9 protein-coding genes and 1 pseudogene are annotated in these 15,129 nt (G+C 68.5%); 3 read left to right on the top strand and 7 right to left on the bottom strand.

Translation table 11 applies throughout. The features are described from left to right. Positions 1-97 precede the first annotated feature (97 nt). The gene (locus DDF67_RS10320) at positions 98-4,291 is read right to left on the bottom strand and encodes an RHS repeat domain-containing protein (RefSeq protein WP_109100814.1); all 4,194 of its coding nucleotides are present in this window, start codon (positions 4,289-4,291) and stop codon (positions 98-100) included. A gap of 205 nt (positions 4,292-4,496) precedes the next feature. On the opposite strand from DDF67_RS10320, the gene DDF67_RS10315 reads away from it, so the two are divergent. Next, positions 4,497-5,254 (top strand): IS5 family transposase gene (locus DDF67_RS10315; RefSeq protein WP_408608603.1). Its coding sequence is split into 2 segments (ribosomal slippage): positions 4,497-4,832 and positions 4,835-5,254, totalling 756 coding nucleotides; the frame shifts between segments, so codons are not numbered across the junction. 9 nt (positions 5,255-5,263) lie between these two features. On the opposite strand, the gene DDF67_RS10310 is transcribed toward DDF67_RS10315, so the two are convergent. Next, positions 5,264-6,001, bottom strand: coding sequence for an SDR family NAD(P)-dependent oxidoreductase (locus tag DDF67_RS10310; RefSeq protein WP_109100812.1), 738 nt, complete (start codon positions 5,999-6,001; stop codon positions 5,264-5,266). 105 nt (positions 6,002-6,106) lie between these two features. Between DDF67_RS10310 and DDF67_RS10305 the strand changes: the two genes are divergently transcribed. Then, positions 6,107-6,679, top strand: a complete 573-nt coding sequence (locus tag DDF67_RS10305; RefSeq protein WP_109100811.1) for a TetR/AcrR family transcriptional regulator — start codon at positions 6,107-6,109, stop codon at positions 6,677-6,679. Here DDF67_RS10305 and DDF67_RS10300 read toward each other — a convergent pair. Together DDF67_RS10300 and DDF67_RS10295 are read right to left on the bottom strand one after the other, a co-directional pair. After that, complete coding sequence (locus tag DDF67_RS10300; protein WP_109100810.1) at positions 6,676-8,463, bottom strand: hypothetical protein; 1,788 nt, start codon at positions 8,461-8,463, stop codon at positions 6,676-6,678. The two genes, DDF67_RS10305 and DDF67_RS10300, sit on opposite strands and share 4 nt — an antisense overlap. Further along, positions 8,460-9,422: a hypothetical protein gene (locus tag DDF67_RS10295; RefSeq protein WP_146198004.1), complete on the bottom strand. Its 963-nt coding sequence runs from the start codon at positions 9,420-9,422 to the stop codon at positions 8,460-8,462. Before DDF67_RS10295 ends, DDF67_RS10300 begins: the two co-directional genes overlap by 4 nt. A gap of 203 nt (positions 9,423-9,625) precedes the next feature. Here DDF67_RS10295 and DDF67_RS10290 point away from each other — a divergent pair, with 203 nt between their 5' ends. Beyond that, entirely contained in the window at positions 9,626-12,838 is a 3,213-nt protein-coding gene (locus tag DDF67_RS10290; protein WP_109100808.1) for a glycoside hydrolase family 2 TIM barrel-domain containing protein, read from the top strand. 24 nt (positions 12,839-12,862) lie between these two features. Here DDF67_RS10290 and DDF67_RS10285 read toward each other — a convergent pair whose 3' ends face one another. The 3 genes and pseudogenes from DDF67_RS10285 to DDF67_RS10275 form a co-directional block, all read right to left on the bottom strand. After that, positions 12,863-13,429 carry a DUF2939 domain-containing protein gene (locus DDF67_RS10285; protein WP_109100807.1) on the bottom strand — a complete coding sequence of 189 codons (567 nt, stop codon included), beginning with the start codon at positions 13,427-13,429 and terminating at the stop codon, positions 12,863-12,865. Positions 13,430-13,525: 96 nt separating this feature from the next. After that, on the bottom strand, positions 13,526-14,860 hold the full coding sequence (locus DDF67_RS10280) for a type II toxin-antitoxin system HipA family toxin (RefSeq protein WP_109100806.1): 1,335 nt from the start codon (positions 14,858-14,860) through the stop codon (positions 13,526-13,528). Next, a pseudogene (locus DDF67_RS10275) lies at positions 14,857-15,042 on the bottom strand (type II toxin-antitoxin system Y4mF family antitoxin); the annotation flags it as partial. The pseudogene DDF67_RS10275 and the gene DDF67_RS10280, both read right to left, overlap by 4 nt. Positions 15,043-15,129 lie beyond the last annotated feature (87 nt).

The following is a 15,129-nucleotide window of genomic DNA, read 5'->3' as shown; positions in this document are numbered from 1 at the left end:
ATTCCAAAAATTGGCCCGAAACGGGCCAATACGTAAATGGAAGGTATAATAAGGATGGCCGATATGGCGTATCCCAGAAAAAAGGCGCGCCAATAAGTCATTGATAGCAGCCGGATAGCGTGTTGCCCGCAGTCGCGGCAATGCCGCCGGAAGCTTTTGGACCTATGAGGCCAAATTGACCCGAGATCGCTGCCGACTCCGGTCGAAGAATGGACCTGGCGTTGTATCCGGCGCTGCCTGAGGCGGGGCCCATTCCTCCAACAACAGAAAATGAATGTTCACCCTTGTTGTTCATTGGATTTGAATTTGACCATCCTTCGCCTATGCCTGCGGAAACATAGGCTCCAACGGCTCCGGATAAGTTGAGGGCTGTGACTGAGTGGACGATTTTTCGATCTCTCACTTCGTAACCGGCATTATAAGACAATATTCCGCCCATGCCGGCAACAAATCCATATTCTCCGCTAAATGTATAGTATCCATCCGGCGTTCCAGGGGGAGCGTTCAGGCCAATAATCGCGTTCATCATCCCATTCGAGCAGGCCTGCCCTTTCGGATTTTTACCTGTCGGGGCGGCGCTTCCCCCAAACGCAGACATCAGAAGGAAGCGGCCGATCCTTGAAATGCCTACCCAGGATTCTTGGGCGTGGTAGCAGTCCATGTCCAGGACTTCGCCTGGGCCTGAGGGCTTGCCATCGCCTTCCATGCAGTAGCGCCTGCCGCCACCTTTCACCGGATAGGAGTAGTCGGTGCCTGTGGGGTCGATCTTGTTGATCGGATCGTTGCCGACATAAGCCTGCCAGTTGATCCCATCCGAATAACCGATCGGATCGGTCTGCATGAAGCGGCCGAGCGACGGCGAGTATATGCGGGCCTTGTAGTTGTAGGCGCCGATCTCCGGAACCCAGGTCTGGCCGGTGTACTGGTAGCGGCCAAGGTTGCCTGCGCCCGGCACGCCGTATTCGTCGTAGGTGTTGATGCCCGCGGCCGCGCCCGCGCCGTTGATCACGCCGACCACCGAGCCGCGCTCGTCGGCGGCGTACCAGCGGCGGTCGCTCGTGCCAGCGCCTTCGTACCAGGCCAGCGGTTCGTCCGTGCCGGGGCCGGGAATGTAGCGCCGCAGCAGACCGCCGCTGGCGTTGTACTCGGCTGACAGGCTGACGCCGTCATAGAGGAACTGGGTGGTGGTTCCGCCCAGCGAGGCGTTGTTCAGGCGGCCGGCCGGATCATAGCCCAGCGATCCGCCCGCGGAGTTGTGGCGCAGCTGGTTTTCGGCGTCGTGGCCGAAGGTGACCGCACCGTCCGATTGCAGGTTGCCGCGGCCATCGTAGCTGAGGCCAAGGCCCCCGACCGTGGTGTATTGATTGAGGCCGTTGCTGGCGTAGGCCTTGGTTCCGGCGCCGCCGCCGACATAGCGATAGGCGTCGTTGCTGGCCGAGCGCGAGACGACCTGGCCGGCGGCGTTGTAGCCGTAGGTGTAGGCCTGGTCCTGCGCCGTCCCGGCCAGGTCGTGGTTCATGCTGGTCAGACGCGAAGCGCCGTCATAGCCGTAGGTGGTCGACACGCCGTTGCCGCGCCACAGCGAGGAGCGCCGGCCAAGATCGTCATAGAAGTAGGTGGCCAGCACGCCGGGCCCCGTGACGGCGCCCTGCTCGCGGGCCACCAGCATCTCGCCGGTCGTGTAGTATTCGTAGCCGACCCAGAAGCCGTCGGGCCAGGTCACCCGCGTGCGGTTGCCGGCCAGGTCGTACTGGTAGCTCATCGTGCCTTGCGGCGTCGACTGGGCGGTGGTCCGGCCCAGGGCGTCGTAGGTCAGGCCCACCGAGTAGCCCGGGAACGAAGTCGAGGTCAGGCGTCCCAGGTTGTCATAGGTGTAGGTCGTGTCGGCCCAGGTCGACGGCAGGTCCTTGAGGATCAGGTTGTCGTTGTCGTCATAGGTGAAGTTGATCTCCTGGCCGTCGCGCAGGCGCTTCTTGGTCACCCGGCTGGCGGCGTCGAAGGTCAGGATCTCGAAGTCCGAGCCGTTGGGCTGCAGCTGGCCGACCGCCGAGGGCGGGAAATGCGTCGTGGCGATCCGGTCGAAGCCGTCGGCGACCAGGAAGGTGGTGTTGTCCTTGGCGTCGATGACGAAGCTCAGCGTGCCGTTGGGGCGGTAGGTGTACTTGGCCTCGCGCACCGGCGTCGGCGTATTCCAGCCGGACCAGGCCTCGATAAGCCGGTCCACGGAGTTGTAGACGTTGTAGGTGATGCGGTCGGGGCCATCGACGCCCTCCGTGGCGGGCGTGCAGGCCGAGGCCGGAAGCGCCCCGAAGGTCGCCGGGTTCATGCGCAGTGCGCTGCACTGCAGAAGGCCGACGGCGTTGTAGCCGTACTGCCCCACCGAGACCGTCGATCCGCCGACGCTGAGCGCCTGCCTGATCGGGCGGCTCATGGCGTCGTAGGTCGTCGTGCTGGTCTGCAGCGATGCGAAGGCGGCCCAGTCGGCGTCCGACTGGCTGGCCACCGTGCCCTGCTCGACGGTCACCGGCCGGTTGGCTGCGTCATAGGTGTAGCGCAGCGCGCGGTGCTTCAACCCGCCGCCGGCGTCCGGATCGGGGCCGACGACGCCGGCCAGGCGGCCGACCGCGTCATAGCGATAGCGCAGCGTGTCGGCGGTTCCGGCCAGCGGCCCGTCGACGGTCAGCAGCGAGCCGATGCTGTCGTAAGTATAGGCGGTGGTCGCCTGCAGCGTGTTGTCGCCCGAGCCGCGCGTGATCGAGGCGGGCTGCAGGTTGGTCGCGCTCGACCGCGCGATCGTGACTTTCGTCTCGTTGGCCGAGCCCGTGCACGACGCGCCCGTGACGCAGGACGACACGCCGCTCAGCGCCCAGACCGAGCCGATCTGCACCTGCGCGCCGGCCGCATTGAGGCCATAGGTCGGCGTCTGGGTGTAGCTGTAGCGGATCTGCGGGCGAGCCGCGCCCGCGGTCGGGGCGGGCTTGGTGACCGTCAGCACGCCGCCGTGGTTGGCGTCGTAGGTATAGTCCGTTTGACGGCCCAGGGCGTCCTTCGTCCAGTTGGGCTGATTGCAGGTCAGGGGATTGGAGCAGCTGGCGTCATAGTTGGCCGTGGTGACGATGTCGGCCAGGCCCGAGCCGGGCTTTGCCTTGACGATGGTCTGGGTGACATTGCCCCGGCCGTCGTAGCTGAAGCGCCAGGAGTTCTGCTCCGGCGCGGTGATCGTCTCCAGCCGCCCGGAGGCGTCATAGGTCTGGCTTGTGGTCTGGCCGTTGGCGTCCGTGTAGCTCAGCAGGCCGGCGCTGCCCGGAACGATCGTGGTCTGGCGCTGCAGCGGGTCGGTCAGGACGATTGCGCCGGTCGTGACGTTGCGGTTGTAGGTCCACGTGCCGTCGTTGGTGGTGATCGAAGCGACGGGCGCGCTCGAATTGTAGGTGTAGCTGGTGGTGTCGCCGGCCGAGGATTGGACGCTGGTGACCTGGCGTATGCTGTTGAAGTTCGTGGTCCGCCAGGCGCCCGTCTCGTCAGTGACCGTGGCCGACGACCAGTCGGCGGCCTCGGTGAATATCACCCGCGGCGCGTTGACTGGGATGCTTGCGCAGCTGTCGGCGTCGGGGTCGCAATAGGTGCTGGCGCGGTTCAGCCCGTAGACCATCGACGGTATGAGCGTGGCGCCGTCGGCGTAGTCGAACCGCAGCTGGTAGCCGCCGCTGCTGTTGATCGACCGCAGGCGGAACATGTCGGTGCAGCTTGTGCCGCCTGCGTCGTTCTGCCAGCAGGACGGAATCGTCTTCCAGGAATAGGTGTGGATGATGCCGTTGGGATGGACGATGGAGGTCAGTCTGCCCCAGTAGTTGCCGCCCGTGCCCACCCCTCCCGTAAAGTAGGCGAGCAGCCCGTCCGCCGAGCGATAGGTGAAGGTCTGCGTGGACGCATTGTAGGACAGCGACGACCCGCGCGCCTCTTGCGGCGTGAAATTGCTGGAGAACCTTTCGGTTCTTGCTCCGATAATGACCGAGATGATCCCGAGCTTCGATTTGATGCCCCCAGCGCTGGTGTCGGTTTTGGCCGCTGAGGCCGATCCGCCCTGGATCGCGTAGGTCAGGCCGCCGGCGGCCGGATCGCCCACGGTGAAGCCGACCGGCTTGTAAAGCAGGTGGCCGGTGAGCAGGTCGACGCCCCGCTCGTCGACGACCGAGTGGACCGGCGCTTCGACCTGGGCATGGGCCAGACCGGTCAGGCAGGTCGTGCCGCACAGCAGCGCGGCCAGACCCGCGAGATACTTCACCCTCATCGAACAGACGCCCCCACTGACCACTCGCCTTATGCGAGCGCAATCTTATGTGGTTGCTGCTAAGCTTCAGCAATCTCTGGGCGATGATCGATCTGTGGATAAGTGAAGCTTCCCCCGACCCGCCTGTTCCCTAGGGTCCGTACTTAATAAGCGCTGGCGGTAGTCCGAGGTTGCTGATTCAAGGCTTCTGAAAAGGAGCCTTGAGATGGCCAGGCAGGTTCAGTGGCTTAGCGACGAGGAGTGGGCTCGGATCGAGCCGCTGCTTCCGCGCGGACGCAAGGGCGCGCATCGCGTGGACGATCGCCGCGTGGTCTCGGGCATAGTCCACATGCTCAAGAGCGGGGCGCGCTGGCGCGACTGCCCGCCGGAGTTCGGCCCCTACACGACGGTCTACAACCGCTTCAACCGCTGGAGCCGCCAGGGCCTGTGGCTGCAGATGTTTGAGGCCCTGACAGGGCACACGGGCATCTACGGGGCGGCGATCGACGCCACCCACATCAAGGCTCACCGCTCGGCGGCCGGCGCAAAAGGGGGGCCTTCCTCCAAGCCATAGGCCGTTCACGCGGTGGCCGCACCACCAAGGTTCACGGCCTGGTCGATGAGCGCGGTAAGCCGCGGGTGCTGCTGCTCAGCGCGGGGAACATCAACGATATCAGCATGGCGGCCGCCCTGATCCAGGCCGCTGGGCCATTCCGTCGTCTGCTCGCCGACCGCGCCTACGACGCCAACCACTTCCGCCAGAGACTGGCCGAGCGCGGCGCCGAGGCGGTCATCCCCTCGACCACCTCGCGCAAGGTCCCCATCCCCTACGACGCCCAGGCCTACAAGGATCGAAACCGCGTCGAGCGCATGTGGTGCAGGCTCAAGGACTTCCGACGCGTGGCCACTCGCTACGACAAACTGGCCAGGAACTACCTCTCCGGCGTCCTCATCGCCGCCCTCTGCGCCTACTGGCTCAATTGAGTCCAGACCCTAGGCGCTCCATCCCCCGTCGATCGTCAGGGCCGCGCCCGTCATGTAGCCCGCGTCAGGCCCCGCCAGCCAGGCGACCAGCCCCGCCACCTCGCCCGCCTCGCCGATGCGGCCCAGCGGCAGGCGGGGAGTGATGTAGTCCATCAGGTCGGCGGTCATGTCGGTGGCGATGGGGCCGGGCTGGATGGTGTTGACGGTGATCTTGCGGGGCGCGAAGTCGAGGGCCGCGCCGCGCGCCAGCTGGGCGACGGCTGCCTTGGTCATCGCGTAGACGCTGGAGCCGGGGCCGCCGATCCGCTCGGCCGTGTTGCTGCCGATGACGACCACGCGGCCGCCGTCGACGAGGTGCGGGGCGGCATAGTGGATGGCCGCGAACACCCCGCGCACATTGACCGCCAGCATGTGGTCGAAGTCGGCCAGGGGGAACTGGTCGATGGTCCCGGCCTTCAGCACCCCGGCGTTGACCACCAGCACGCCCAGCTTGCCGAACCGCGCCACGGCGGCCTCGACCGCCGCGCGCACGGCTTCTGCGTCGGCGCTGTCGGCCTTCATGGCCAGGGCCGTTCCGCCGGCCGCCTCGACCTCGCCCGCCAGGGCGGCGGCGGGGCCGGGCGAGGCGGCGTAGGTGAAGGCGACGGGGCGGCCCTCGGCGGCCAGGCGGCGGACGATGGCGGCGCCCATGCCGCGCGAGCCGCCCAGCACCAGGGCCGGAGCGTAGGGAGTGAAGGTGTCGGTCATGTCGGGAGCCTCGTTATGGACTGATCAGTCCATAACCTGAGCGTTCTAGATCGATCGGTCAAGAATAATTCTGGACCAATCGATCAAGATCGCTAGGATGCGACCATGGCCAGACCTTCGGAATTCGATCGCGACGAGGCGATCGCCAGCGCGATCAGGGTGTTCGCCCGCCACGGCTACGAGGCCGCCTCGACCAGCGACCTGATCGAGGGCATGGGCATCGGCCGCCAGAGCCTGTACGGCGCGTTCGGCGACAAGCGCCGGCTGTTCCTGGAGGCCCTGCGCCGCTATTCGGACGGCTCGCTGGCCCAGATGAGCGAGGCCCTGGCCGGCGGCGGCCCGGCGCGCGAGGCCATCGAGGCGGCGCTGCTGGTCGGCCTGGGTTCGTCGGACGACCTGGAGACCGGGTGCCTCGGCGTCGGCTCGATCGTCGAGTTCAGCCGGGGCGATCCCGAGGTCAACGCCCTCAACGACGCCGCCGCCGCCCTGGTGGTCGCCGCCTTCGCCGCGCGGGTGCAGGACGGGATCGCGGCGGGCGAGTTTGCTCCCGCCCTCGACCCGCACGCCGCCGGCCGCATGCTTCTGACCCTGCGCTCGGGCCTCAAGGTCGCCGCGCGCGGCGGGGCGGGGCAGGACGAATTGCGCGAGGCCGCGCGACTGGCGCTGCGAGGGCTCTAGGGACAGAAATAGCCGCGATAGGCGCCCGTCGTCTTCTCGTCGCGGATCGACCACGTCTCCAGCTTGCCGGTGCTGGAGGTCCTGATGAAAACTCCGCCCGTCAGCGCCGTCGTGAAGCTGTAGTCGGGCGCGTCGGCGAGGTCCCAGTGGCCGTCGCCGCCGGCCGACACCCGCAGGGTCGCCTCCCGGCCGCCAGGCCTGACATAGGTCAGGGCCGAGCCAGGCGCGGCCCAGCAGGTCCAGTACGCGGGCTTGCCGTCCGGCCCGAGGATCTCGTAGCCGGCGTTCTCACGGAAGCTCCACTGGAAGATGTCGGGTCTCTCGGCCGCCAGGTTCAGCCGGTAGGGCCGGGCCGCGTTCTGTCGCCCGACCGACAGCAGGTAGACGCCGTCCTTGGGCAGGATGGCGCTCAGCCCGGTGTTGTCGACGCCGTCGGCGTCCAGCATCCGATCGCCTTCGGGCGTGTAGAGCGTGACCGACAGCCCGCCCGCGCCGGCGGCCCCGCTCGTGACCTGCAGCACCGAGCCGGCCTCGCCGATGAAGGCGAAGAGGTCGACGGCCGCGCCCACCTTGCCCGCCGGGCGGTTCACCGGCTTGCCGATCTCGGCCGCCAGCACGCCCGGCGGCGGGACCAGCTTGGGCAGGGGCGCAAGCGGGGCGGGCGGCTGGGGCCTGGCATGCGGCTGCGGCTGGGGCGCGGGCTGGACCGGCTTGGCGGGGGCGGTCACGGGCGGCTTGGACGCGACCTGCTCCTGGGTCGCCAGAACGCTGGGCCCGGTCGCGGGCGCCGGCGGGCGAGGCGGGGGCGTCCAGGCCTGGTACGGCCGCCGGTCGGTGTCGATCTTGAGCCTGTATGGCGTGACCGGCGGATCGCCGCTGGTCCAGGCCGAGACGACATAGGTTCCCGCCGTCTTGGCCGTCGCCGACAACTGCCGTTCCGGGTTCCTCGGGTGGGTTCCGGCGATGTATCGGTTGCCGGGATTGGCGACGACCATGGCGATCTTGGATCCGGTCTCCAGCACCTCCAGCCGCAGCGTCTCGCCCGCCTCCAGCGGCACGGCGAAGTGCTCGGACTGGTCGAGGTTGTCGATCATGTCCAGATCGCTCTCGACGATCAGCGGCGCGGCGACCGCCAGGGGCGCCTTCTGGGTCGACTGGCGCCAGGGCGGCAGGACGAGCAGCGCCGGATCGCGCGGCGGCGACGGCTCCGGCCTGGCCGAGGCCAGCAGCGGCCGAGCCGCGGCCGCCCGCAGCGCCGGGTTGGCCGCCAGGCTTCTGGCGTTGGCGGCGAGAGCCTCGTTGACCAGGCCGGCGAGGCCGCCTGATCCGCCCTTGCGCTCGACCAGTTCGCGGGTTGACAGCTGGCCGATCTCGGCCCCGGTCGCGCGATCGGTCAGGGTCCAGTCGACCGCGACCTCGACCTTGCCGCTGATGGCGTCCATCGAGGCGAAGCCGTAGTTGGGCAGGCAGGCGTCGAGCTGGGATATGCGGGCCGCCCCCGCCACCCCGACGGCCGCGAAGCCTGCGCCGTTGACCATCACCCCGGCCTTGCTCAATTCCTCGCGCAGGCTGGCGTCGGCCTGGCCCGTGGTGAAGGCGCGGCCGATCTCGGCCCCGGTCAGCGGGCCCTGTTTGGCGCAGATCGCGCCGCCCTTCAGTACCGCGGTCGCCTGCCGCTCGGCCGGCGCGGCGGCAAGCGGCTTGAGGTCGACGGTCAGGACCTGGGCGTGGGCCGGGGCGGCCAGGGCCATCACGGCGGCGGCGAACAGGACGAGGCGGCTCATTGGGCGTTGCCCCGGTTGCCGCGACGGGCCTTGAAGAAGGCTTCCAGTTCCTGCCTGCCCTTAGTGTCGGCCTGGACGCTCCTGGCCGCCAGTTCAACCTTCTTCCTGGCCTCTTCGGCGAGGGTCTTCCTGACCTGCTCGTCCCAGGCCTTGCCGGCCTCGCGCAGCGAGGTGTCGGCCTTGGTCACGGTGACGCCGCTGGTGCTCTTGGGATCGCCGGGGCCGCCGGCCGTTCCGGTCACCTTCGCCGGCCCGCTCGCCGCGCCCAGCCCGGTCAGGTCGGCCGACGGACGCCAGGCGACGAATTTCACGATCCCGTAGTCCCGGTTCTGCAGCCACCGGTCGCGCCGGGCGCGGGCCGAAGCTTCGTCGTCATAGTAGTTGCACGAACCCGAGCCGTTGCCGTTGAACGGCTGATAGCCGCTCACCACCGTGCCGGCCCCGACCTCGTGGTGGAACAGCATGCCCACATCGCGGGGGATCGGCGCCTTGGCCGCCGCCACCTGGAAGGGCTCGAACACGAACATCGCCAGCTTCGTGCCGACCCCGCCGGAGGTCTCGAGCGTACAGACGGCCCACTTGGGCGGGCCGGCGGGCGGGGGCTCCGGCCAGAAACCCTTGGGATAGCCCAGCCGGTTGATCATGGCGTAGCCGCTTTCGCGGTACCACTGCAGCGCCTGGTCGGCGGTGTCGAACCGGCCGCACCGCGCGGCGGGATACTTGCTGATGGCCTGGATGCCCGAGGTCCTGATCTTGGCCTCGGGATCAACGCCCTTCAGCGCGCCCGCCGTGATCTGGTGAGGCATGAAGGCGATGGCCAGGCGATCGCCGCTCGGGTTGAAGGCGAAGCAGGCCAGGAAGACGGGCTTTTCCGCGGTCGGCTGGGCCAGCGACGGCGGCGCGGCCGCGCCAAGTCCGCTCAGGACTACCGCCATCGAAAGCGCGGCGCGAGCCAGCATCGTCATTCCCCCAAACCCGTCCGGCCGAATTCTCGACGGATCGCGCCAGATGTACGGCGAACGCCGATCTTCAGGCAAGCCTGCCGGTTCGCTATGATCTGGTCCCGTGCGCTCACCATTTGTCACTTTTGTCTGACAAATGAATCCGCCATGCTAAGTCATGACCGCCCGATCCAACGGGCGAGCGTTCTGGGAGGCGTTGCATGCGGAAGATCCTGGCGGCCGGCGTGGCCATGTCGGTCATGGTGCTGGCGGGGGCGTCGAGCGCCCAGCCCAAGGTCGATCCGGTGCAGGTGGATCCATCCCGCCCCGACTGGGAAAACCCCGCCGTCAACGCCCGCGGCAAGCTGCCGGCCGTCGCCACCCACTTTCCGTTCGAGAGCCGGGAGCTGGCCTTGGCCGGCGACATGGGCAAGTCGGCCCGCTATCTGAGCCTCGACGGCCAGTGGGCCTTCCACTTCTCGCCGTCGTCGGACGACACGCCCGCCGGTTTCGAAAAGCCCGACTACGACGCCTCGTCCTGGAAGGACATCAAGGTCCCGGCCATGTGGCAGGCGCAGGGCTACGACCAGGCCCGCTACAACAACATCACCTATCCGTTCCCGGCCAACCGGCCGCTGATCCCGCACGCGACCAACCCGGTCGGCTCCTACCGCCGCACCTTCGAGGTTCCGGCCGGCTGGAGCGGCCAGGACGTGATCCTTCACATCGGCGCGGCCGGGGCGGCCTACCGCGTCTGGGTCAACGGCGTGGAGGTCGGCTACTACGAGGACTCCAAGCTGCCGGCCGAGTTCGACGTCACCAAGTATGTGCGGCCGGGCCAGAACCTGGTGGCCATCCAGGTGCACCGCTGGGCCGACGGCTCCTACCTGGAGGACCAGGACTTCTGGCGGGTCTCGGGCATCGAGCGCTCGGTGTATCTCAAGGCCGTCCCCCAGGCCCGGGCGAGCGACCTCTTCGTCAAGGCCGGGCTCGACAAGGCCTATCGCGACGGCGTCCTGTCGACCGAGCTCTCGCTGACCGCCCGCAAGGCTGCGCTGACGGCCCGCATGACGCTGCTGGACGGCGACCAGGCGGTGCTGACCAGGGAAACCAAGGTCGCCCCCGGCGCGGCGCGCACGGTTTTCCTCGACGCGACCGTCCCGGGCGTCAAGCCGTGGTCCGCCGAGACCCCCAGCCTCTACATCCTGCTGGTCGAGCTGATCGACGCCCAGGGCAAGGTGGTCCAGGCCACGCCCCAGCGCATCGGCTTCCGCACCGTCGAGATCAAGAACGGCCGGGTGATGGTCAACGGCAAGCCCATCGTCATCCGCGGCGTCAACCGCCACGAGCACGACCCGGAGACCTTCCACGTCATCTCCGAGGAGAGCATGCGCCGCGACATCGAGCTGATGAAGCGGGCCAACATCAACGCCGTGCGCACCTCGCACTATCCCAACGACGAGCGCTTCTACGCCCTGGCCGACGAGTACGGCCTCTATGTGATGGACGAGGCCAATATCGAGAGCCACGCCTACATGGACTACGGCAACAAGGTCCCGGCCCTGCGCGAACAGATGCAGCTGGGCTTCGACCCGGCCTGGGAGGGCGCGCATGTCGACCGGGTGCTGAACATGGTCGAGCGCGACAAGAACCACCCGTCGGTGATCTTCTGGTCGCTGGGCAACGAGGCCGGCATCGGCCCCAATTTCGAGAAGGCCGCCGCGGCCGCCCGCAAGCGCGATCCCTCGCGCCTGATCTCCTATCTGGGCTGGGGCACGCTCGACTGGGAGCACCAGCCCAACGCTTACGTCGACATCTACGCCCCGATGTACGACGACATCGAGAAGATGGTCGACTGGGCCCAGGATCCCACCCGCACCCAGCCGATGATCCAGTGCGAATACGCCCACATGCAGGGCAACGGCGGCGGCAACTTCAAGGACTACTGGGACACCATCTACAAGTACGACAAGCTGCAGGGCGGCTTCATCTGGGACTGGGTCGACCAGTCGATGTACCGCTACGCCAAGGACGGCAGGCGCTACTGGGGCGACGGCGGCGAGTACGGCAAGAACCCGGGCGGCGACATCGAGTTCGGCGACGGCATGATCCAGCCCGACCGCACGCCCAATCCGCACTTCTACGAGGTGCGCAAAGTGCTCTCGCCGATCCAGTTCGGCGCCTTCTCGGCCTTCAACAACACGCTGATCGTCACCAACCGCCACGACTTCCGCGACCTGTCGGGCTTCGACTTCGACTGGGTGCTGGAAGAGGACGGCGTCGAGATCGCCCGCGGCGACCTGCCGGCCCTGGCGCTGAAGGCGCGCGGCCAGCAGCGCATCACCCTGCCGCTGCCCAAGCTGACCCCCAGGCAGGGCTCGGAATATTTCGTCACCGTGCGCGCCCGAGCCAAGGCCGGCGCCGTGCCGCTGACGCCGGCCGGCTACGTGGTGGGCTGGGAGCAGTTTGCCGTCTACGCCGCGCCCAAGGCCTTCGTCGACCGCCCGGGCGTGGTGGCCCTGAAGGAGACCAGGGACGCGGTGGTGCTCGAGGCGGCCGGCGCCAGCCTGACCGTCGACCGCGCCACGGGCCTGGTCACCGCCTACGCCAAGGGCGGGGCGGTGCTGGCCAAGGGCGGTCAGCCCAACTTCTTCCGGGCCGAGACCGACAACGACACCCTCAACGGCACGGTCGCCCAGCAGAAGCCATGGCGGGTGATGACCGACGCGCGCCAGCTGCGCGGCTTTGCGGCCCACAAGGTCGACGACGGCTCGGCCCGGGTGGTGGTGGAGCATGCGCTCGGCGCGGGGGCGGCCAGCTTCACCACGATCTACACCATGGCCGGCGACGGCTCGGTGGCGGTCAGCGGCGAGCTGGTCCCGCTGAAGGACGACCTGCCGCCGCCGGTGCGCGTGGGCCTGTGGTTCACCCTGCCCGGCCAACCCAGGACCGTCGAATGGCTGGGCCGCGGCCCGCACGAGTCTTACGTCGACCGCTTCACCTCGGCCCCGATCGGCCTGTGGCGCGGGGCGCTGGCCGACCAGAACCACGACTACATGCGGCCCCAGGACACCGGCAACAAGCTGGACGTCCGCTGGATGGAGCTGGGCTCGGGGAGCGGCGGCCTTCGCGTCGACGCCGACAAGCCGCTGATGATGCAGGCCCTGGCCTTCCCCTACGCCGACCTCTACCGCCGCCCGGCCGGAACCTGGAAGTCGTCCGACATCGTTCCCCACGGCGACGCAACCCTGATCATCGACGCCGCCCAATGGGGCGTCGGCGGCGACACCACCTGGAACCACGTCGGCCAGCCCCACGGCAAGTACCGCACCAGGCTGGAGCCCACGCGGGTGAGCTTCCGCCTGTCGCCGTTCGCGGGCGAGGGGACCACGCCGGAAAAGGCGCGGCCGGCGCGGGCGACGGAGGTGGAGTAGTCTTCGCCCCGGCCGACGTGCGCGCTAGACGGGGCTTCCCGCCTCGTCCAGCGGCAGGTCCACCCGGACCAGCCGCCAGCCGAACAGGCCCTTGCGGTCGAGGACGAGGCTCAGCTTGTCGTCGCTGTCGGGGTTGGTCAGGGTGGCGCGAAAGCGGTCCAGGCCGACATAGTCGTAGCGGGTGCGGACCTTGCCGGTCGAAGAGGTCGAGGCCGCGCCGGGGTCCTGGGCCAGGGTCTGGCTCGGCTTCCTGGCCGTCGTGATCATGGTGCTGATCGAGTCCGGCGTGACATAGGTCTCGATGGCCCGGTCGATGATGGCCGGCGCCATCAACAGACCCAGCGCCGCGAAGGGGTTGTCCTTCATGGCGGGGTCCTCGGCCATCCGCTTGGTCAGCATGGCGGTGAGCTGGCTCTTCATGCCCTCGCGGACCTGCGGGAAGTCCACGACCTGTTCCAGGCGGTCGCGATCGCCGGTCTTGGCGGCGGTCTTCAGGCTCATCAGCGCCACGAACGGCGAGCCGAAATAGGCGGCGGCGAACAGCGCGCCCGCGACGCCGGCGGCGATGGCGATCTTCGAGTTTCGTTTCATGGACCCCTCCGAAAGGCCGCATAGAGGCGCGACAGTTTGACCGTGGTCAACCTTGGCGGTGTTCCTGGCTCGCTGATCCTTCTGGCGGGGAGGGGGCTAGCTGGCCCCCAGCGCGTAGCGGCCCTTGGGAACGTAGTCGCGCGGACGCACCTTCACGTCGAGGCCCAGGGTCTCGACCAGTTGCTCGGTCTCGCGGCCGATCAGGTCGTCCAGGTCCTTGAAGCCCCGTGGCGCGAGGTCTCGCGTGGCGTCTTCCAGGGCTTGGACCATCGGCTTGGCGACCCGTTCGAGGACGCGCGAAGCGGCGGCCTTCGTCATCCCGAAGGCCGCCAGGAACGCCAGGAGATCGTCGCGGGTGATGGCGTCGGGGTGCTCGGCCTGGCCGATGTCGAACGACAGCTGGTCGGTGAAGCCGGGGTTCAGCTGGCTGGGCAGCAGGTCGTACAGCGGCGCGAGGGCCGGTGCGCGGCCCGAGGCGTAGAGCAGGCCGTGGTTCTTGGCGTGGTTGTCGGTGTTGCCGATCAGCAGGTTGAACAGCGTCGCGGCCAGGAACGCCTGGCGGGCGAGGGCAGGGCGCTCGGTCTGGTCCAGCACGCGGGCGATCGCCTGGGCGTCGAACCGGCGGCCGGGATCGCCGTTGCGCTGGTACTTCAGTGTCGAGGGCAGGCCCAAGGCCTGGGCGAAGTCCTCCTGGTGGATGCGATAGATCACGCCCTCCTGCTCCCACCGGTCGAAGCGGGTGATCAGCAGGGCGTCGACGCCGTCGATGCGCACGGCTTCGGGGATCGACACCTCCAGGCCGACCGCCTGGGCCAGCCTGGCCGCCTGTTCCTCGATCTTCGCGTCACGACCGAGCAGGCGTTCGGGAACCTTCAGGATGTGGGTGGTCGGAACCTTGAGCCCGGGCTTGGGGCGCGCATAGCCGGCGGTGGTGTGCACCAGGGCGATCTTGCGCTGCACCCCCGCCACCGGCGAGGGATCGCCGGCCAAGTCGGGCAGGCGTCGGTGATCGGCGAGGCTGCGGACGATCTTGGCCAGTTCCTCGGCGGGGATCGGTTCATAGTCTTCGGCCAGCACGCCGGGAACCTTCACCGGCGGCGCGTCCAGCGGCAGGCACGAGATCGCGCCCGAACAGTCGGCGCCCAGATGGGCCAGCAGGCCGACTACGTCGTCACGCGCCAGGCCCTCACGGTCCATCACCCGCTGCATCTGGTCGTTCTCGGGCAGCAGGTTGCCGAAGAACGCCCGTGTGGCGACGTCGCCGAAGGCCAACTGCCCCAGCGGCATCGACAGCGACAGCGGCGGCCCGCCCTCGGCGATGTAGGCCTGGTCGTACACGAAGCCGATCGCCTGGTCCTCGGCCGACACCAGGAAGCCGGCGGGACGGTCGGCGCCGTCCATGTGGACGGCCAGCTGGGTCGGACGGCTCATCGTTGGGCGGCCAGCAGGTCGATGCCGGCCGCGGCGCAGGCGGCCATGACCTTGCCCAACTCCAGCGTCGCCTTGCCGTTCTCCAGCTCGGACACGAACCGCCGCCCGACCCCGGCCATGTCGGCGAACTCGGTTTGGGTGAGGTTCATGGCCTCGCGGGCCTGGCGGACCAGGCGGCCGAGGTCCGCCGTTGTTGCGATGGTCTTGAGTATGCGGGAGGGCGGCGCCGGCGAGAGCGCCGCGGCGCCGGCGGCGACTTCCGCGGCGGT

This window comes from Caulobacter endophyticus (genome assembly GCF_003116815.1).
Taxonomy (GTDB): Bacteria; Pseudomonadota; Alphaproteobacteria; order Caulobacterales; family Caulobacteraceae; genus Caulobacter; species Caulobacter endophyticus.
The sequence above is the reverse complement of the archived record's forward strand: the minus strand, read 5'-3'. Positions and strand labels throughout refer to the sequence as shown.

Coding starts and splice junctions, on each gene's coding strand:
- DDF67_RS10305 (WP_109100811.1), top strand. CDS start 6,107: ATGGCCAGACCTTCGGAATTCGATCGCGACGAGGCGATCGCCAGCGCG.
- DDF67_RS10290 (WP_109100808.1), top strand. CDS start 9,626: ATGCGGAAGATCCTGGCGGCCGGCGTGGCCATGTCGGTCATGGTGCTG.
- DDF67_RS10295 (WP_146198004.1), bottom strand. CDS start 9,422: ATGCTGGCTCGCGCCGCGCTTTCGATGGCGGTAGTCCTGAGCGGACTT.
- DDF67_RS10320 (WP_109100814.1), bottom strand. CDS start 4,291: ATGAGGGTGAAGTATCTCGCGGGTCTGGCCGCGCTGCTGTGCGGCACG.
- DDF67_RS10285 (WP_109100807.1), bottom strand. CDS start 13,429: ATGAAACGAAACTCGAAGATCGCCATCGCCGCCGGCGTCGCGGGCGCG.
- DDF67_RS10310 (WP_109100812.1), bottom strand. CDS start 6,001: ATGACCGACACCTTCACTCCCTACGCTCCGGCCCTGGTGCTGGGCGGC.
- DDF67_RS10280 (WP_109100806.1), bottom strand. CDS start 14,860: ATGAGCCGTCCGACCCAGCTGGCCGTCCACATGGACGGCGCCGACCGT.
- DDF67_RS10300 (WP_109100810.1), bottom strand. CDS start 8,463: ATGAGCCGCCTCGTCCTGTTCGCCGCCGCCGTGATGGCCCTGGCCGCC.